This window comes from Pseudoalteromonas sp. N1230-9, from assembly GCF_032716425.1.
Lineage (GTDB): Bacteria > Pseudomonadota > Gammaproteobacteria > Enterobacterales > Alteromonadaceae > Pseudoalteromonas.
In genome coordinates this window covers 3,510,753-3,529,019 of record NZ_CP090419.1, presented here as the reverse complement: position 1 = coordinate 3,529,019, position 18,267 = coordinate 3,510,753, and the positions used below count along the sequence as shown (strand labels likewise).

General features: G+C 41.3%; 16 protein-coding genes. 4 read left to right on the top strand and 12 right to left on the bottom strand.

Going from position 1 to position 18,267, the window contains the following annotated elements; genetic code table 11:
* The first annotated feature begins 167 nt into the window (after positions 1 to 167).
* Positions 168 to 2,255, top strand: a complete 2,088-nt coding sequence (gene fusA / locus LY624_RS16605) for an elongation factor G (protein ID WP_130150958.1) — start codon at positions 168 to 170, stop codon at positions 2,253 to 2,255.
* A gap of 92 nt (positions 2,256 to 2,347) precedes the next feature.
* On the opposite strand, the gene hemB is transcribed toward fusA, so the two are convergent.
* The 11 genes from hemB to LY624_RS16550 form a co-directional block, all read right to left on the bottom strand.
* Positions 2,348 to 3,361, bottom strand: coding sequence for a porphobilinogen synthase (gene hemB, locus LY624_RS16600; protein WP_062567514.1), 1,014 nt, complete (start codon positions 3,359 to 3,361; stop codon positions 2,348 to 2,350).
* Positions 3,362 to 3,373: 12 nt separating this feature from the next.
* Positions 3,374 to 5,221 carry a sensor domain-containing diguanylate cyclase gene (locus LY624_RS16595; RefSeq protein ID WP_341803516.1) on the bottom strand — a complete coding sequence of 616 codons (1,848 nt, stop codon included), beginning with the start codon at positions 5,219 to 5,221 and terminating at the stop codon, positions 3,374 to 3,376.
* A gap of 1 nt (position 5,222) precedes the next feature.
* Entirely contained in the window at positions 5,223 to 6,005 is a 783-nt protein-coding gene (locus LY624_RS16590; RefSeq protein WP_341803515.1) for a TatD family hydrolase, read from the bottom strand.
* Positions 6,005 to 6,541 carry a hypothetical protein gene (locus LY624_RS16585; RefSeq protein ID WP_341803514.1) on the bottom strand — a complete coding sequence of 179 codons (537 nt, stop codon included), beginning with the start codon at positions 6,539 to 6,541 and terminating at the stop codon, positions 6,005 to 6,007. Before LY624_RS16585 ends, LY624_RS16590 begins: the two co-directional genes overlap by 1 nt.
* A 1-nt stretch (position 6,542) precedes the next feature.
* Entirely contained in the window at positions 6,543 to 7,283 is a 741-nt protein-coding gene (gene tatC, locus LY624_RS16580; protein WP_130150963.1) for a twin-arginine translocase subunit TatC, read from the bottom strand.
* Positions 7,284 to 7,333: 50 nt separating this feature from the next.
* Complete coding sequence (gene tatB, locus LY624_RS16575; protein WP_341803513.1) at positions 7,334 to 7,666, bottom strand: Sec-independent protein translocase protein TatB; 333 nt, start codon at positions 7,664 to 7,666, stop codon at positions 7,334 to 7,336.
* Positions 7,667 to 7,671: 5 nt separating this feature from the next.
* The gene (tatA, locus tag LY624_RS16570) at positions 7,672 to 7,911 is read right to left on the bottom strand and encodes a Sec-independent protein translocase subunit TatA (protein WP_341803512.1); all 240 of its coding nucleotides are present in this window, start codon (positions 7,909 to 7,911) and stop codon (positions 7,672 to 7,674) included.
* A 78-nt stretch (positions 7,912 to 7,989) separates the two neighbouring features.
* Positions 7,990 to 9,591, bottom strand: coding sequence for a ubiquinone biosynthesis regulatory protein kinase UbiB (ubiB, locus tag LY624_RS16565; protein WP_341803511.1), 1,602 nt, complete (start codon positions 9,589 to 9,591; stop codon positions 7,990 to 7,992).
* A 17-nt stretch (positions 9,592 to 9,608) separates the two neighbouring features.
* Complete coding sequence (locus LY624_RS16560; RefSeq protein WP_341803510.1) at positions 9,609 to 10,214, bottom strand: ubiquinone biosynthesis accessory factor UbiJ; 606 nt, start codon at positions 10,212 to 10,214, stop codon at positions 9,609 to 9,611.
* An 11-nt stretch (positions 10,215 to 10,225) separates the two neighbouring features.
* Positions 10,226 to 10,981, bottom strand: a complete 756-nt coding sequence (gene ubiE / locus LY624_RS16555) for a bifunctional demethylmenaquinone methyltransferase/2-methoxy-6-polyprenyl-1,4-benzoquinol methylase UbiE (RefSeq protein WP_341803509.1) — start codon at positions 10,979 to 10,981, stop codon at positions 10,226 to 10,228.
* A 114-nt stretch (positions 10,982 to 11,095) separates the two neighbouring features.
* Positions 11,096 to 12,082, bottom strand: coding sequence for a GGDEF domain-containing protein (locus LY624_RS16550; protein ID WP_062567552.1), 987 nt, complete (start codon positions 12,080 to 12,082; stop codon positions 11,096 to 11,098).
* 401 nt (positions 12,083 to 12,483) lie between these two features.
* On the opposite strand from LY624_RS16550, the gene LY624_RS16545 reads away from it, so the two are divergent.
* Positions 12,484 to 14,259, top strand: a complete 1,776-nt coding sequence (locus tag LY624_RS16545) for a DUF885 domain-containing protein (RefSeq protein WP_341804419.1) — start codon at positions 12,484 to 12,486, stop codon at positions 14,257 to 14,259.
* Positions 14,260 to 14,370: 111 nt separating this feature from the next.
* Positions 14,371 to 15,852, top strand: coding sequence for an FMN-binding glutamate synthase family protein (locus LY624_RS16540; RefSeq protein WP_130150970.1), 1,482 nt, complete (start codon positions 14,371 to 14,373; stop codon positions 15,850 to 15,852).
* Positions 15,853 to 15,880: 28 nt separating this feature from the next.
* Here the strand turns inward: LY624_RS16540 and mtnK are convergent, their stop codons facing one another.
* On the bottom strand, positions 15,881 to 17,098 hold the full coding sequence (mtnK, locus tag LY624_RS16535; RefSeq protein ID WP_130150971.1) for an S-methyl-5-thioribose kinase: 1,218 nt from the start codon (positions 17,096 to 17,098) through the stop codon (positions 15,881 to 15,883).
* Positions 17,099 to 17,230: 132 nt separating this feature from the next.
* Between mtnK and mtnA the strand changes: the two genes are divergently transcribed.
* On the top strand, positions 17,231 to 18,256 hold the full coding sequence (gene mtnA, locus LY624_RS16530) for an S-methyl-5-thioribose-1-phosphate isomerase (protein WP_341803508.1): 1,026 nt from the start codon (positions 17,231 to 17,233) through the stop codon (positions 18,254 to 18,256).
* The last annotated feature ends 11 nt before the right edge of the window (positions 18,257 to 18,267 follow it).

The window sequence follows — 18,267 nt, the reverse complement described above, 5'->3', positions numbered from 1 at the left end:
TTACAGCGTAAAATCATTTCAAGATACTTTAAAAAGTCCCACTTATCTTTAGCATAGAAAAATTTTATAAAATTGATTGCATTTTAAGCGACTTCGATGGTGATGTTCGCTTTAAGTAATGCTATACTCCCGCCGAATAATTTTTCGACTTTATTAAGAGTAAAATAATGGCAGATTTATCGAAGTACAGAAATATTGGTATTTTCGCCCACGTTGACGCGGGTAAAACTACCACCACTGAGCGTATCCTTAAGCTTACGGGTAAAATTCATAAGACTGGTGAGGTACACGACGGTGAGTCTACTACTGACTTCATGGAACAAGAAGCTGAGCGTGGTATTACAATCCAATCAGCAGCTGTAACTTGTGAGTGGAAAGGCCACCGCTTAAACGTTATCGATACTCCGGGACACGTTGACTTCACAGTAGAAGTATACCGTTCACTTAAAGTACTAGACGGTGGTATCGGTGTATTCTGTGGTTCTGGTGGTGTTGAGCCGCAGTCAGAAACTAACTGGCGTTATGCGAACGAATCAGAAGTTGCACGTGTAATCTTCGTAAACAAACTAGACCGTATGGGTGCTGACTTCTACCGCGTTGTAGGTCAAGTTGAGAAAGTACTTGGTGCTAACCCACTAGTTATGACTTTACCAATCGGTATCGAAGACCAATTCTGCGGTGTTGTAGACGTACTTGAGAAAAAAGCATACGTTTGGGATGACACTGGTCTTCCTGAAAACTACGAAGTACAAGACGTTCCAGCTGACATGGTAGACAAAGTTGATGAATACCATGAAATGCTTGTTGAGTCTGCTGTTGAGCAAGACGAAGACCTAATGATGGCTTACATGGAAGGTGAAGAGCCTTCTTTAGAAGATATCAAACGTTGTATCCGTAAAGGTACTCGTGATCTTGCGTTCTTCCCAACATACTGTGGTTCTGCATTCAAAAACAAAGGTATGCAGTTAGTACTAGATGCTGTTGTAGATTATCTACCTTCGCCTACAGAAGTTGACCCACAACCTCTAACTGATCCTGAAACAGGTGAGCCTACTGGTGAAGTTGCTACAGTTTCTGCTGATGAGCCACTTAAAGCGCTTGCGTTCAAAATCATGGACGACCGTTTCGGTGCACTTACGTTCATCCGTATCTACGCTGGTCGCATGAAAAAAGGTGACACAGTACTTAACTCAGCAACAGGTAAAACAGAGCGTATCGGCCGTATGGTTGAGATGCAAGCTGACGACCGCAACGAGATCTCTGAAGCGCAAGCAGGTGACATCATCGCTGTTGTTGGTATGAAGAACGTTCAAACTGGTCACACTCTTTGTGATCCTAAGCACGAATGTACACTTGAAGCGATGATCTTCCCTGATCCAGTAATCTCAATCGCTGTTGCACCTAAAGATAAAGGTGGTAACGAGAAGATGGGTATTGCGATCGGTAAGATGGTTGCAGAAGATCCTTCATTCCAAGTTGAAACAGATGAAGATTCAGGCGAAACCATCCTTAAAGGTATGGGTGAGCTTCACTTAGATATCAAAGTAGATATCCTTAAGCGTACTTACGGTGTTGAGCTAGTTGTTGGTCAACCTCAGGTTGCTTACCGTGAAACTATCACGAAAGAAATCGAAGATAGCTACACGCATAAGAAACAATCTGGTGGTTCTGGTCAATTCGGTAAGATTGATTACCGCATCAAGCCAGGTGAGCCTAACTCAGGTTTCACATTCACATCTTCAGTTGTTGGTGGTAACGTTCCTAAGGAATTCTGGCCTGCAGTTGAGAAAGGCTTCAAGTCTATGATGGAAGAAGGTGTTCTAGCTGGCTTCCCTGTATTAGACGTTGAAGTTGAGCTTTTCGACGGTGCTTTCCACGCAGTTGACTCATCAGCAATCGCGTTCGAAATCGCTGCTAAAGGCGCTTTCCGTCAGTCTATCCCTAAAGCGGGTGCACAACTTCTTGAGCCAATCATGAAAGTTGACGTATTCACTCCGGAAGACAACGTAGGTGACGTAATCGGTGACCTTAACCGTCGTCGTGGTATGATCAAAGACCAAGAAGCAGGCGCAATGGGCGTTCGCATCAAGGGTGAAGTACCACTTTCAGAAATGTTCGGTTACATCGGCCACTTACGTACTATCACGTCTGGTCGTGGTCAGTTCTCTATGGAGTTCGCACACTACGCACCATGTCCACAGAACGTAGCTGAAACTGTAATCGCTGCAGAAAAAGAGAAAAAAGCTGCTAAATAATTTAGCCTTTTGACCTTTATAAAAAAACCCGCACTCGTTGCGGGTTTTTTGTTTTTAGGCTGCAGATGTTAATCGCAGCTTGGTTAAATATCTTACTGGTTGTTCTTTAACCATGTTGCTGCTTGCTTAGCAAAGTAAGTCAAAATACCGTCTGCACCTGCTCGTTTAAATGCAAGTAACGATTCCATGATGATTGCCTCTTCTGCAAGCCAGCCGTTGTCGATAGCCGCTTTATGCATCGCATATTCACCACTAACTTGATAAGCAAATGTCGGAACTCCGAATTCGTCTTTAACGCGGCGAACTACGTCTAAATATGGCATACCTGGTTTTACCATAACCATATCTGCACCTTCTTGAAGGTCCAGTGCAACTTCGCGAATTGCTTCGTCTGAGTTGGCAGGGTCCATTTGGTATGTTTTCTTATCTGCACCTTTTAGGTTCCCTGCAGAACCAACAGCGTCACGGAATGGGCCATAGTAGCTTGAAGCGTATTTCGCAGAGTAAGCCATAATACGTGTGTGGATATGACCTTCAGCTTCGAGTGCTTCACGAATCGCACCAATACGACCATCCATCATGTCTGATGGGGCAACTACATCAGCACCTGCTTCGGCGTGAGATAAGGCTTGTTTTACTAAAATCTCAGTCGTGACGTCATTAATGACATAGCCATTTTCATCAATAATACCGTCTTGTCCATGCACCGTGAAAGGGTCAAGCGCAGCATCGGTGATAACGCCGAGCTCTGGGAATGCTTCTTTTAATGCGCGTACCGTTCGTTGCGCAAGTGCATCAGGGTTGTAAGCTTCTTCAGCTAGCAGAGATTTTTTATCACTTGGGGTTACAGGGAAAATAGCAACCGCTGGAATACCTAGGTCCACTAGTTCTTTGGCTTCCTCTAGTAATAGGTCAATTGAGAGACGATCAACACCAGGCATCGATTCAACCGCTTCACGACGGTTTTTACCCTCTAATACAAACACAGGGAAAATAAGGTCATTGACGGTAAGTTGGTTTTCAGCCATTAGGCGACGAGAGAAATCATCACGGCGCATACGGCGCATGCGGGTATAAGGAAAGAGGTCGAGTCCTGATTGGGCCATTCTTTAATGCTCCTAGTCTGGTAGAGGATAACTAACTACACGATTTCGGCCTGATTGCTTGGCATGATAAAGGGCTTTATCGGCATAGTCAGTGAATAAATTTGGGTTATTTATATCTTCAGCAATCGCGCTGTAAACGCCTGCACTTAATGTAAATTTAATGGTTGTTCCGGCGACTATTATATCAGTGTTCTGAGCAGCTTTGCGTATTTGCTCGGCAATTTCTAATGCGCCTCGATGAGGGGTGTTGGGCAACAGTACAACAAATTCTTCCCCGCCATATCTTGCTACATCATCAAGAGGACGTTTTAAGTGGGTTTTTATAATATTTGCAGCAGCCTGAATTGTTTGATCCCCTGTTAAATGTCCATAGTTGTCATTAATCGCTTTAAAGTGATCAATATCGAACATTATAATACTTAAGGGGGTTTGCTCGCGTCTTGAGCGACGTATATCCATCAATAGCTTTTTATCAAAGTAACGACGGTTTTTTGTTTTTGTTAATGCATCTTCCATATTGAGCTGTTCGAGAGCTCGGTTTTTCTCTTCAAGCTCTCTTAATGTTACTTGCAGCTCAAATGTACGTTCTTCAATGTTGCTTTCTAAGTCTTGCCTCGCTTGCTCTTGTATCGCTAAACGCTCACGCATGAGGGTGTCTTGCGCTTTACTTTCTGCAAGGGCATTTTGCTGTGCACTTACTTCAGCGTCTCGCTGCATTAAAAACATTTTTATCACGGCGTAACTCAAGCTAAGGCTACATATTAAAAAGCACACAAAAGTGAGCGATAACACGCCAATGTTTAAATCAAAGGGATTAAATACACCTAAGGCGCTGTAAATAATGGCACAGAAAAAAGCGCTGATTGCAATTAAGTAAGCTATAGAAGGCTGCTTGTAATGATAGTTATAGTGTTTAACTGACACGGCAGCAATTAAGCTAAGAAAAATGGGTAAACTCAATAAACATAACGACAGAGCAATATGAACGGGTAGAAACCACGAAAACAGGCTGAGTAGTACTATTGTATACCCTAACCCATGTATAAGCCGGCGCTTAGCTGGACCAAAAATAGTTTGTTGCAGCGGTGCAAATAAAGTGCTACTTATAAACAGTAAACTAGGAATGGCGAGTTGCTGGAATGATATGCCATCAGGCTGTAAGTAGCGATAGCCATAGCCGTATAGGTAAGCGAGTGTAAGCCAAAGCAAAGTGAGCAATATGCCTGTATAAGCAAAATAATGTCGTCTAGAAAAACCATATAAAACAAAGTTTGTTATTGCAAGCGACAAGATAAAACCAACCAGCAAACCATAGAGTAAGTTAAACTTCGTTTTATGTTTTAGATACTCGTTTGGTGACCATAAACTTAAAGGGATACGTAGTCCTGCATCATTCTTTACTTGTAAATAGACCGTAGTATGGCTTGCTTTAGGGAGTGTGAGCGACACTAGCAAAGATTCACTCTTTATTTGCCGATTAGCAAGCGGTAATGCATCGCCTATCTTTGTGAAAAAAATAGTTTTACTGCCTTGAGTATGAAGTACGTTAACTTCATCTAAGAGGGGGTTATCAATAGATAAAATAACGGGGATATCTGTAAGGGAAGTATTATTTATTGCGAGTTTTACCCAGACAGGGGTTAAATTCATGCCCAAATTAAGGGATGTTCCATCACTGTCTAGCCACTCTATTTGATTGTTATTAAGAATCTGTTGTTCAGTGCTAGGCGCAAGGGTGTACTCAACATTTAAAAGCTGCTGAGACTTGAAATCAATGCCAACATTAATAGGATTAGCCACTAAATAGGGACTAAATAAAACAACAAAGAGTACGCTACACAGTGACCATAGGCGTGTCATTTTATCCCCTAACGGAAAATAATTGCTGAAAGTTGAGTGTAGTTTGTTTTGCCACCTCAGTAAATTCGCAGCCTTTTAAATCAGCAATTTGCTGACAAACATAGGTTAAATAACTGGGTTCATTACGACGCGATTTTGGTTTCGGTTTTATTGTTCTTGGAAGTAAAAAAGGCGCGTCTGTTTCAATTAATAAACGCTCTAGTGGTATGCTTGGTATTAATGACTGTAATTGCTCTCCTCTGCGCTCATCACACACCCAGCCAGTAACGCCTATATAAAGACCTTTCTCTAAGTAACGTTGAAGTGCAAGCTCATCACCCGTAAAGCAGTGAAGCACTCCTTTTACATTATACTCATTGAGTATTGCGAGCATATCGTTGCTCGCATCGCGCTCGTGTAAATAGACAGGCATATTAAGTGTTTCAGCAAGAGCGAGTTGTCTTCTTAATACGGCACGTTGTACATCGCGTGGTGAAAAGTCACGGTTATAATCGAGTCCACACTCGCCAATGGCAACGACTTCTGGGTGACTTGCTAGTAAGGTCAGTTGCTGTTCTAAAGATATATCAGCCGTTTTTGCATCATGGGGATGAATACCTGAGGTGCACAGCAGGGAGTGGCGTTTTGCAAGTTGTAATGATGCTTGGCTGCTCTGTATATCGCAGCCAATCAATAGCATCTGTTTCACTCCGGCTTGAGCTGCACGTTGTAACACTTCATCATGATGCTCATCAAATTGATGATTGCTTAAGTTGACGCCAGCATCAACAAGCTCAATAGTCATTAGTTGGTACGTTTTACGCGAATAGAGCGATTTTGACCTTTGATTTTCAATAAGAAAGAGTTGAAAACACCACGTTCAATTATCACTGTGTCATTTGCTTTTAAGCGCATACGATCAGAGCCTACTTGACGCCATTGCTGACCGTTATCAAGCTCAATAATGAGTTCACCATAAGCAGCTTGTTCAACACTTTTAACGACCGCGCTGATTTCGTCATCGTTGACCTTTGTGACTTCTTTGTGCTCTAAACCAAAGCTGTCATTTTTCGCTTGGATAGGTTGTTGAGTAGGTGCTGCCGCTACAACCGCTTTAGTATCCGTAGCAGAAGAGCTGGTTGCGACAGGTTTTTCTAGCTGTTTTTTGGCTACAGGCTTTGTTAGTGATTTACCTGCCATGATGTTGTCGTAGCAAAGTAAGCGATTAAAATCATTTTCAACGAAAGTACAGGCTTGAAGTGCTTGGATATTTACTTCGTTAGCGTGTGCAGTGCCAGTAATCGTTAATAGTGCAACGATGGGAATGAGTTGTTTTTTCATTTTATTCCTCTGATTCCTGTTGAGGCTTGGCAGTGTAAAATGCAGCCAAAATTAAGCCTAGTTCGAATAATAGCAGCATAGGTAATGCTAGTAATGTTTGTGACAGTACGTCAGGCGGTGTTAAAAACATGGCAATCACGAATACACCTACCACAATATAAGGTCGTTTTTCTTTTAAACTTTTTGTTGTTGTTGCGCCACTCCAACATAACAGCATAATAGCCACAGGTATTTCAAACGCAATGCCGAATGCAAAAAACAGTTTTAAAGCAAAGCCTAAATAGCTACTAATGTCAGGCGCTAATGTCATCATATCAGGGCCCGTGCTAGTGAAAAATCCTAAAATAATAGGCAACACTACAAAGTAGCAAAATGCGATTCCACTATAAAATAGCAAAATGCTAGATGCTAGAATAGGCATGAGCATACGCTTTTCATGTTGATATAAGCCCGGTGCTATAAAACTCCAAACTTGATGCAATATCATTGGAATAGCAGCAAACAAGGCGACAAATAAAGTGAGTTTAAACGGAGCAAAAAACGGTGCTGTTACATCCGTTGCGATCATGGTGGCTGTGCTAGGCAAATTTGCGATTAATGGCGCTGCAACAAAGCTATAAATATCGTTGGCAAAATACACCAAGCCGATAAATATTAGTAAAATGCTTAACAACGCTTTCATGAGTCGATTTCGTAACTCAATTAAGTGGCCAACAAAGCCTGTGTGAGCTTGCTCGGTCATAGTTTATTATTCATCTTCATTATCATTGACCATAAAAGCAGAAATTAAATTCACTTTTTTTCATCATTATTCTTCGTTTCTACTTGTTCGGGTGCACGTTTCTTGTAACTGTGAGTTACTGATTGGGCTGCTTTTTGCAGCTCGTCCACTGAGCTTTTCAATTCAGGAGAAAGCTCCTGTAGGTTTTGTTGCTCTGCTTTTTTTAAGTCTTCATGAAGTTCATGGATACGAAGCTCTTCATTCACTTCAGCTTTGACTGAGTTAGCCACTGACTTTAGTGTTTTTATCCAGCGGTTTACCGTACGAATCGCCACAGGCAAACGCTCAGGCCCTAAAACAATTAGACCTACTATCATTACAACAACGAGTTCCCACATCCCCATGCTGATTAAACCTTATGGTCGTCTTTGCTTTTCTCTGTGGTTTCTTTGTTTTGCGTATTAGACGCTTGCTCTATTTTTTCGCTTTTTGAATTTGCTTGTTCATCATCAGATACTGCTTTTTTAAAGCCTTTAACAGCACTGCCTAAATCACCGCCGATGCCACGTAATTTTTTTGTGCCAAATAACAAAACGATGATTGCTAAGATGATGATTAATTGCCAAATACTGATACCACCAAAACCCATGGGTTACTCCAATTATTGTCAAATTTAATGAATTTACTTGTTTAGATTATACTCGCCAAAACATAAATAGCACTTAGTTTATGCGCTTCGCCATGCAGCAGCAAAACCAACAACTGCAAGCGCTGTTGTGATACCCGCAGCAATGAGGTCATCCTGCAAATAACACAGGCCTGATACAATAAAGCAACTACCCGCAAAAATACTTAAAAGTAAAGGTTTTGGCGAGGGCTGTGGCGGCAACTGTACAGGTTGTTGATGACGCTTTAAGTTTTGATAGATTAAATCTGGTAATTCGGGCATTTTTTCAGCCCAAAATGGTAGGTTTGCGTACATTTTTTTCATGACAGCCAGCGGGCCCACTTGTTCTTTGACCCAGTCTTCTAAAAATGGTTTAGCGGTTTTCCACAAATCGAGTTGAGGATAAAGTTGTCTACCAAGTCCCTCAACATACAACAGGGTTTTTTGCAGTAACACTAATTGTGGTTGAACCTGCATATTAAAGCGACGAGCTGTGTTGAACAAATTGACCAACACATGGCCAAATGAAATTTCAGCCAGTGGTTTATTAAAAATAGGCTCACATACAGTGCGAATAGCAAACTCAAATTCTTCAATACAGGTATCGGCGGGCACCCAGCCTGAATCAACATGCAGCTGTGCAACTTGGCGGTAATCACGGTTAAAAAAGGCGATAAAGTTTTCTGCAAGATAGCGTTTATCTTCACGGTTTAAAGTGCCCACGATACCGCAGTCAATGCCAATATACTGCGGATTGTGCGGGTTTTCTCGCGAGACAAAAATATTACCTGGGTGCATATCTGCATGGAAAAAACTGTCACGGAACACTTGTGTAAAAAATACTTCAACGCCTCGCTCAGCGAGTAATTTCATATTGGTATTTTGTGCAAGTAGTGCCTCTGTATCAGATACAGGAATACCATATATGCGTTCCATAACCAGCACATTACTGCGACTATAGTCACTGTAAACAAAAGGAATATAGAGTGAGTCAGATTCTTCGAAATTACGGCGCAGCTGAATCGCATTTGCACCTTCACGCATTAAATCAAGTTCATCAAGCAGTGTTTTTCTGTATTCGTTTACGACTTCTATTGGACGTAAGCGTTTTGCTTCTTTTAGTAGCTTGGCAACCAGCCTTGCTACTTTTTGCATGAGCATTAAGTCGGCATCAATTTGCTCTTTGATGTTAGGACGGATCACTTTGATCACCACATCTTGTGGTGCACCTTGCTCATCAATTAAGGTGGCAGTATGTACTTGTGCAATGGAAGCGGATGCCAGTGGTGTTTGCGAGAAATCGCTAAATAATTCGCTAATATCGTCAATACCAAGTGCTTTTTCAATCAGCTGTTGAGCAAGCTCACCTTCAAATGGTTCGACTTGATCTTGTAATAACGCTAATTCTAGAGCGACATCGTGAGGGAGTAAATCACGACGGGTTGAAAGCATTTGTCCAAACTTAATCCATACAGGGCCGAGTTTTTGCAAGGCTAAACGCAAACGCATCCCTGCAGGTTTATCTTTATGTTGGTTACGCAACCAAAATAAACTACCGCGGGCAAGTTTGGCAAACCAAGGTACTTTTTTTTGTGGGATGAGCTCATCAAGGCCGTAGCAAAGTAATGTTTTAGTGATGAAATATAGACGTGTAGTAGACACACAATATCCTTAGCAAACTAGCATGATTTCAATAGCGCATTGACTCGCATCTCCAGTTGAGATACTTGGCTTTTTAATTGACGGTTTTGTTGTTTAAACTCTGCTAATTCAAGCGGGTGGATTGTAACGGCTAGCTCATCTTGGCATAACGTTGTGAGTGTTTTTTCAAGTTTGCTTTTTATTTGCACGCCACGTGTTTTGAGCGTTTGTAATGAAAGCCATAGTTGTTGAGCAGGCGCGTCGCCAATATAACGTGAGAAATGCTCTGGCCAATCAATATCAAGCTCTGCAAACGCATTACTGAACCCTTGCGCTATATTTAAATCGCCCTGTAAGTCTAATTTATCTTGGCGAATTAGCTGAGTCAGCATTGCGGGGTTTTTGAGTGCTAAAAGTGTATTTATATCAGCACTGATCATACAATCAAAACTCAGTTCCTCAGTGCTGTATAAATGCATTTGCTCGTTGCTGTAAACGCACAAAATGCGCTGTTGCCAGTCGCGGATCTCTATGAGCAATTGCTTATCGGCAATAGCAGCTAATCTATCTTTCAAAGAGGTATCTAGCTGCAAGACATGATTAACAACTCGTTCTACCAGTGATAATAGAGCATTTGCTAACATAATTATGCCTTTTAGTATTTAAAGCCGCGGTGCAGGGCGACAATGCCGCCTGTTAGGTTTTGGTAACTCGTTTGTTCAAAGCCTGCGTCTTCCATCATATCTTTGAGTGTTTCTTGATCTGGATGCATGCGAATAGATTCTGCAAGGTATTGATATGACTCGCTGTCATTAGCAACAAGTTGGCCCATTTTAGGTAGGATGTTAAACGAGTAGAAGTCGTAAGCTTTGCTGAGAATTTCTTGTTCAGGCTTTGAAAATTCAAGTACTAATAAACGGCCACCAGGCTTAAGAATTCTATACATTGAACGTAGTGCTTTATCTTTATCGGTCACATTACGCAGGCCGAATGCGATAGTGATTAAATCAAAGCTGTTGTCAGGGAATGGCAGTGCTTCGGCATTCATTTGCACATATTCAATATTGCCAACGTGGCCTAGGTTTCTTAGTTTTTCACGGCCAACTTTAAGCATTGAAGAGTTAATATCACCAAGAACGACTTGTCCTGTATCACCGACAAGCTGGCTGAATTTAGCTGTTAAATCACCTGTGCCACCGGCTAGGTCTAATAGGCGATGACCCTTGCGAACACCTGAGCTTGCTATGGTTTGACGTTTCCATAAACGATGAATACCAAACGACATGAGATCATTCATTACATCATATTTTGCTGCAACTGAGTGGAATACATCTGCAACCATGGATGCTTTATCGTTTTCAGCAACGGTTTTATAGCCAAAATGCGTGGTCTTTTCTCGATTCTCGTTCATGATTAATCTCTATCGTGGCAATAAAGTCTAGTGTACTTGATTGTGGCTGTAGGGTGCAATTTGATTATAACTAAATCACCAGATTAGCGATTATTTTTATGATTAAGCGCAGGGTTACTGGCCTGCGATGAAACTGCTTTGACCCAGAGATTTAGCTTTCGCTGCTGCATGAGATGCTTTGCGGGCAAGATTGGTAAAGTCACCCTCGTTTTCATATTTGGCAATACCAAGGGCTAAGTGGATTGGAGGTAATTTAGTGCCATTCTTTGAACTAACAAAACGAAGCTTCTCAACGCCATTACGGACTTTTTCAGCAATGACATTGGCCGTTTCAGGCTCTATGTCGGCAAGTAAGATAGTAAATTCATCTTTGCCTGTACGGCCAGGTAAACCACTTTCAAGTACATATTTTTGTACTTGCTTGGCGACTTTATTCAAAATAACCTCGCCAATGACATCACCATAATTATCAATAAAATGGTCAAGGTTTTCGATATGAATCGCAATTGCACATATCGCTTTGTTTTGGCCGAGCCATAACTGTGTCTGTTGGTTTAAATAATGACGCTTGTATAAACCTGTTTGCTGATCAGTTATGTGTTGCTTACGTAATTGAGTGAGCTGTTTTTGTGTTTTCTCTTGTAACGACTTGGCTTTGGCTATTTCTTGTTTAAATTGACGATGTTGAGCAAGTAGTTGCTCAGATTGCTTGCTCAGCATTTTTAACGCGTGGCGTGTTTGTTCTTTGTTGTTCTCATCAATTGCATGAACACAATCATTTATATGCTCGGCAAAACGAACAATGTGTTGTTCATTATTATTTGCGCCGCGAGATAAGGAATTAATAACAGAGTCAACGTTGCGAACAATGGCCGTTTTCATTTTGTGGCCTTGCTCAATGAAATCAAAATAAAGCTGTTCTATATAAACTGAATCGATAGAGACTTTTTGGGCTATTGCACGGTCGAGAGTGGCATTGAGTTTAGGGTTTACTTGGCTGACGTAAGTGTAAACTACTTGGTAATTTAGCGGCGACGGCGGTAATGCGTGATGTTCTAAAAAGATACACACCTTCGTCATTTTTTCTTGGGCAATTACCATGGAATCATGGAACATCATTTTCAATACCACTAAATACGCATAACAACCATAAAATCATCTCCTCCGTAAGGTTTCTTTTGCTTCCAAGCAATAATCCGCAAATTATATTGATAATTTGTGTTCAATTAATTTGGGTATATTAGTCTACAGTAATCTGTAATGAGTCTATTTAAAAGCAAAATCGCTAACTTTGGAACATAAATTTGTTTCGTTTGGGTCCATTAGTTGATTTTATCAGCAACTTTAACAAGTGTAACTGAGAGCTGTATAAACACTGTACATTGTTGATTCTGCAATGGTGTTTATTTGACCGTACTTTAGGTGGGCTTGGTCGCATTTGTTTGGGTTTTTTCACATGCTACGCTACTTTATCGATAAAGATTAAAATGAATAAGAAGCCCATGAGACAAACCCTATCTAGAACATTAAATCATTCACTGATTGCTGTTGCACTCGCCTGTACCTTAAGCGCATGTCAAATAACAAAAGTGGATGCTGATCAGCAGTTTACTCAAGTTGCGCAACACATTGTTGATTATCGAGCGAGTATTAACCCATATGGTAAGGCCGAAGGTGTTGATGGTTATTTATTAGAGAACCTTTCAGCCTCATTTCTTGAGAAAAAATATCAAAAAAATACTGAATTACTTGCTGAGTTAGATGCAATTGACCGCGATAAGCTGTCGGAAGAAAATCGCATAAATTTAACGATTTTACGTGGGCAAGTACAAAATAGTGTCGATGAATATGTCTTTAATACGCATTATATGCCACTGACATCTGAGTATGGTTTTCACTCAAGTTTGTCGTTTATGATTTCAAGCTCAGACTACACAAAAGCAAGTGATTACGAGCTATATCTAGCAAAATTACAGCAAATACCACGCTTTTTTGAACAAAACATTGGTTGGATGCGTAAAGGCCTTGAAGTAGGGTTAACACAGCCCAAGGCGGTTTTAGAAGGGTATCAAGATTCAATTACTGCTTATATTGTTGATGATGCCACTCAGTCTGAGTTTTACAAACCATTTTTAAAAAATACTGCTGGTGTGAGTCATAGCAAATTCGTGAACTTACAACAGCAAGCAAAAAAAATTATTAAACAGCAAGTTATTCCTGCTTATAAAGATTATCTCATCTTCTTTAATGATGAATACCAACCAGGTGCACGCACTGAAATTGGTATTTCTAGTACGCCAAACGGTAAAGCATTTTACGAAAACCGTGCAAAGTACTACACCACGACTGATATGACGCCAAAAGAAATCCATGAGTTGGGCCTTAAGGAAGTGGCGCGTATTCGTGCAGAAATGGATGAAATAATCAAAGAGGTAGGCTTTGAAGGTAGTTTTGCTGAATTTGTACATTTCTTGCGTACCGATCCGCAGTTTTATGCAAAAACACCAAAAGAATTATTGAAAGAAGCATCTTATATTGCGAAAAAAATGGATGCACAATTGCCTAAGTTATTCCATACCTTACCAAGAATGCCTTATGGCGTTGCGCCAGTGCCTGAAAGTATTGCTCCTAAGTATACGACCGGACGATACTCGGGTTCGCGTCGTGATGATCAAGCCGGCTACTATTGGGTCAATACGTATGCACTGGATAAACGTCCACTCTATGTACTAGAAGCGTTAACACTCCATGAAGCTGTGCCTGGTCATCATTTACAAATATCACTCAATGCTGAGCTTGAGTCATTACCAAGCTATCGTCGAAATGCATATTTGTCGGCATTTGGTGAAGGTTGGGGACTTTATTCTGAGTTTTTAGGCATAGAAGCTGGCTTTTACCAAGACCCTTACAGTGACTTTGGTCGCCTAACTTACGAAATGTGGCGAGCTGCACGTTTAGTTGTTGATACTGGCATGCATATGTATGGCTGGAGCCGTGAGCGGGCTATGAAGTTTATGAGTGAAAATACTGCACTGTCATTACATAACGTTAAAACGGAAACCGATCGTTATATTTCTTGGCCAGCACAGGCGCTCTCTTACAAAATTGGTGAGCTAACAATTAAGCGCTTGCGTCATGAAGCGGAACAAGCACTGGGGCAGGATTTTGATGTGCGAGAGTTCCATCATCAAATTTTGCGTCATGGCTCGGTTCCTATGTCTGTACTTGAAGAGCAAATTCAGCTTTATATTAACGCTGAACTTGCAAAAAAAGCGTAACAGACAGAGAGTTTAAAAAAGGCGTGTTTAAAACACGCCTTTTTGTTTATTGCGTGTATTTTAAACTACTTATATGATTTGCAGGAAATCGTCACTACAAAGGGGCCTTGAATGAGTGATTTTATAATTTTCAGTATTGATGTATTTGCCAGCTTATTTATCTTTTTACTTGGCGTTGGATTGCTGGTGATAATCTGTTTTTACATTAGTGATGTAACCCAGTCTAAGCAAGCTATTCGTCGCAATTATCCTGTGATAGGACGGTTTCGTTATTTTTTTGAACGCCAAGGTGAGTTCTTTCGTCAGTACTTTTTTGCAATGGACAGGGAAGAGCTTCCTTTTAACCGTGCAGAACGTAGCTGGGTGTATCGAGCAGCTAAAAATGTGGATCGCACGACCGCATTTGGATCAACACAAAGTTTAGAAACAACAGGCACTGTAATGTTTATGAACTGTGCATTTCCAACGTTGGATGAAGAAGCGCTTGAACCTAGCCATGTCACTTTAGGCCCATATTGTGAGCAGCCATATTCTACTAATTCGTTATTTAACATTTCTGGCATGAGTTTTGGGGCACTGTCTAAACCTGCTGTGCGAGCATTATCGCGAGGCGCTAAACTGGCTGGTTGTTGGATGAATACGGGGGAAGGGGGATTGAGCCCATATCACCTTGAAGGTGGGGCTGACATAGTATTTCAGATTGGTACAGCTAAATACGGTGTGCGAGATGAGCAAGGCAAACTTAGTCTCGAAAAGCTAAAGACCATCGCTGAGCATGAACAAGTGAAGATGTTTGAAATAAAGATGAGTCAGGGCGCTAAACCCGGTAAAGGCGGGATGCTGCCTGGCCGTAAAGTCACAGCTGAAATTGCTAAAATTCGAGGGATCCCAGAAGGGCATGATTCTATTAGCCCCAATGGTCATCCCGAAATTAAAACACCCGCTCATTTGCTTGATATGATCGCAACCGTGCGCTCGACAACAGGTAAACCAACAGGTTTTAAGGCTGTGATTGGTGAATATGCGTGGCTGGAAACTTTATTTAGTGAAATTAATAATCGTGGGATGGAGTCAGCACCCGACTTCATAACAATTGATAGCGCGGATGGTGGTACAGGTGCTGCACCACAACCCTTAATGGACTCTGTTGGTTTGCCGCTTAAGGAAAGCCTACCTTTAGTGGTTGATTTATTGAAAAAACATGGTCTGAGAGAGCGTGTTAAAGTGATTGCTTCTGGAAAGTTAATTGTACCTTCAAAGGTTGCATGGGCTCTTGCACTGGGTGCTGATTTTATTGTTTCGGCGCGCGGACATATGTTTTCATTGGGCTGTATTCAAGCACTGCAATGTAATAAAGATACTTGCCCTACTGGCATAACAACGCACAATGAACGCTTACAACGAGGTTTAGACGTAACGGACAAAGCACAGCGCGTCGCTAACTATAATAAATATATTCACTACGGTGCAGGGCTCATTGCTCATTCTTGTGGAGTATCAAGTGCCAGAGAGCTTGCTCGCCATCATGTACGTGTGGTGCAAGAGAATGGCTTATCAGAGCCGCTTGATAAAATGTACGAACATTATCAGTAAAGAACAAAGGCGCTCTATGCGCCTTTATTTAATTTAATAAGCTGACAAGTAATGAGTAAAACTCATCTTTAGAGGTGCAACTTGTTGCATTGAGCATGAGTTGTTCACCCAGTACCAACGTTTGTTGTTGTACAGCCAGTCGAGCTTGCTCATCTTCTATACCATCAATATCAGCAACATGTGCGAGGCCAATCGTGCGGCGAATAAGCTCAGCACCACAATAACCAATCGCGTCACGCAATACATCGTGTAAATAATCTTCAGTAAATGCGTTACTTGCAAAGCTAATATCAGTTGTTTCGCTACTAGCAAGACGTAGCCAGTGTTGTTCAAACTGGTTATAGCAATCTTGTAAGCAGGTTAATAAATGTGTTTGATATTGACGGCGCTTTGCAAGCTCAGTAATACGGCCATTTTGAGCACAATAGTTTAGTAACAGGTTCCCCATAAAAGAACCAATATCGAAGCCAATAGGGCCAAAAAAGCCAAACTCGGGGTCTATCATTTTGGTGGTGTTTGCATCCACAAAAATACTGCCGCTGTGTATGTCACCGTGTAATAAAGTTTGTGGGCTCGATAGGAACTTAGCTTTTAACTTGGCTGCTGCGAGTTTTAGAGCCTGATTATTACGAATACTCTCTACATGACTTTTAAGTTCGGTAGGAAAGTTATTTCGCTCATGCTCAATATAGGGATCGGTAAAGAACAAATCTTCTGTAATTTTGCACAAGTCAGGGTTAATAAATTGACTGACTTTGGTCTTTTTTTCTTCTGCAGATAAATAAAAATCAGAGTTATAAAAGCTTGTATAGCTGAGGTAAAGTGCGACATGGCTTGCCAGCTTTGGAAATTGTTCTGCATTGATTTGTGCACCACGCAATATTTGTAGGTGCCCCAGGTCTTCAAGAACCGTTAATGCTAAATCAGCATTATGATGCAAAACTGTGACGGTATGCTCAGGGCATAATTGACCATGATTGATAAGTACTTCGGCTTCAATACGAGCTCTATCTAATGATAATGGCCACGACTCACCAACACAGCGGGCGTAGGGTAAAGCTTGTTTGAGAATTACGCTGTTACCATCTTGATCTGCGATACGAAAAACGAGGTTTAAATTACCATCACCAAACTCATAAGCGTTGAGCTCTGCATTATCAGCGAAAACAGTAATCAACTCTTTTTTGATGATTTCTTTAATATAATCAATAGCATGTTCTGCAGTGAAGGCTATGTAGTTCGCCATGGTTTCATCTCATTGAAAAGTAACTTTAAGCATTCTATACCTTCATGCGTTTAGATGTCCATACATCCAGCTTGTTAGTTGTAAAAACTGCTGTAGAATAGCAATCTGCTAATTAAGTAACTTGGACTTACTATGAAAGACCTCATCGCAAATAGCATTAAATATCAAAGTGGTACTTTAACAGTGCTTGACCAGTATTTACTGCCTCATCAACAACATTGGCATGTATGTCACGATGTTGCAGCAATGAAAGATCTGATTTTAACGTTGAAAATACGTGGAGCACCTTTGATTGGTCTTGGAGCGAGCTTGCTTGTAGCTCACTTGGCTGAGCAAGGCATGAGTAAAGAAGCGCTTGCAGATGCGATTGATGAGTTAGAGTCTACCAGACCAACGGCTGTGAACCTGATGCATTGCATGACCAAGCTGCGAGAGGCTTTAGCAAAAAGTGACTTTGTTGAAGAGATAGTTAAAACAGCAGAGCAGTTATTTAATGAGGATATAGCGCTTTGCGATAGCATGGCTGAACATGGTGCAAACCTTGTATTAAAAGGCGATAACATTCTTACCCACTGTAATACAGGTGCATTAGCTACTGCGGGCATTGGTACTGCACTAGGCGTGATATATAAAGCACAACAACGCCACGGTGATATTCATGTATGGGTTGATGAAACAAGGCCTTTATTACAAGGTGGTCGTCTTACTGCATTCGAGCTTGAACGTTGGCAAATACCGTACACATTAATTTGCGATAATATGGCTGCAAGTCTAATGGCAGCGGGTAAAGTCGATAAAATCTTTGTTGGAGCAGACCGCATTGCCGCTAATGGGGATTTTGCCAATAAAGTAGGCACCTACAATCTTGCTGTTTTAGCTCACTTTCATAATATCCCATTTTATGTTGTTGCGCCTCTCACTACGTTAGATACAAAAACAGCCTGCGGTGATGATATTGAAATCGAACAGCGCAGCCCCATTGAGGTGCGTGGTGTGAGTGGCAGCTTTGGCGAAGCCTTGTGGGCCCCTAATAATGCACGGGTTTATAATCCTGCTTTTGATGTCACGCCGGCTAAGCTAGTAACAGGGTGGGTACTTGATACGGGCGTTTATAATCAAGCAGACATTGCGCGTGGGGCATTAACAGAGTTAAGCTAGCGATTTGGGAA

Excerpts from the sequence above, each read along its gene's own strand:
- fusA (WP_130150958.1), top strand. The coding sequence starts at position 168 with ATGGCAGATTTATCGAAGTACAGAAATATTGGTATTTTCGCCCACGTT.
- hemB (WP_062567514.1), bottom strand. The coding sequence starts at position 3,361 with ATGGCCCAATCAGGACTCGACCTCTTTCCTTATACCCGCATGCGCCGT.
- LY624_RS16595 (WP_341803516.1), bottom strand. The coding sequence starts at position 5,221 with ATGACACGCCTATGGTCACTGTGTAGCGTACTCTTTGTTGTTTTATTT.
- LY624_RS16590 (WP_341803515.1), bottom strand. The coding sequence starts at position 6,005 with ATGACTATTGAGCTTGTTGATGCTGGCGTCAACTTAAGCAATCATCAA.
- LY624_RS16585 (WP_341803514.1), bottom strand. The coding sequence starts at position 6,541 with ATGAAAAAACAACTCATTCCCATCGTTGCACTATTAACGATTACTGGC.
- tatC (WP_130150963.1), bottom strand. The coding sequence starts at position 7,283 with ATGACCGAGCAAGCTCACACAGGCTTTGTTGGCCACTTAATTGAGTTA.
- tatB (WP_341803513.1), bottom strand. The coding sequence starts at position 7,666 with ATGGGGATGTGGGAACTCGTTGTTGTAATGATAGTAGGTCTAATTGTT.
- tatA (WP_341803512.1), bottom strand. The coding sequence starts at position 7,911 with ATGGGTTTTGGTGGTATCAGTATTTGGCAATTAATCATCATCTTAGCA.
- LY624_RS16560 (WP_341803510.1), bottom strand. The coding sequence starts at position 10,214 with ATGTTAGCAAATGCTCTATTATCACTGGTAGAACGAGTTGTTAATCAT.
- ubiE (WP_341803509.1), bottom strand. The coding sequence starts at position 10,981 with ATGAACGAGAATCGAGAAAAGACCACGCATTTTGGCTATAAAACCGTT.
- LY624_RS16550 (WP_062567552.1), bottom strand. The coding sequence starts at position 12,082 with ATGGTAATTGCCCAAGAAAAAATGACGAAGGTGTGTATCTTTTTAGAA.
- LY624_RS16545 (WP_341804419.1), top strand. The coding sequence starts at position 12,484 with ATGAGACAAACCCTATCTAGAACATTAAATCATTCACTGATTGCTGTT.
- LY624_RS16540 (WP_130150970.1), top strand. The coding sequence starts at position 14,371 with ATGAGTGATTTTATAATTTTCAGTATTGATGTATTTGCCAGCTTATTT.
- mtnK (WP_130150971.1), bottom strand. The coding sequence starts at position 17,098 with ATGGCGAACTACATAGCCTTCACTGCAGAACATGCTATTGATTATATT.
- mtnA (WP_341803508.1), top strand. The coding sequence starts at position 17,231 with ATGAAAGACCTCATCGCAAATAGCATTAAATATCAAAGTGGTACTTTA.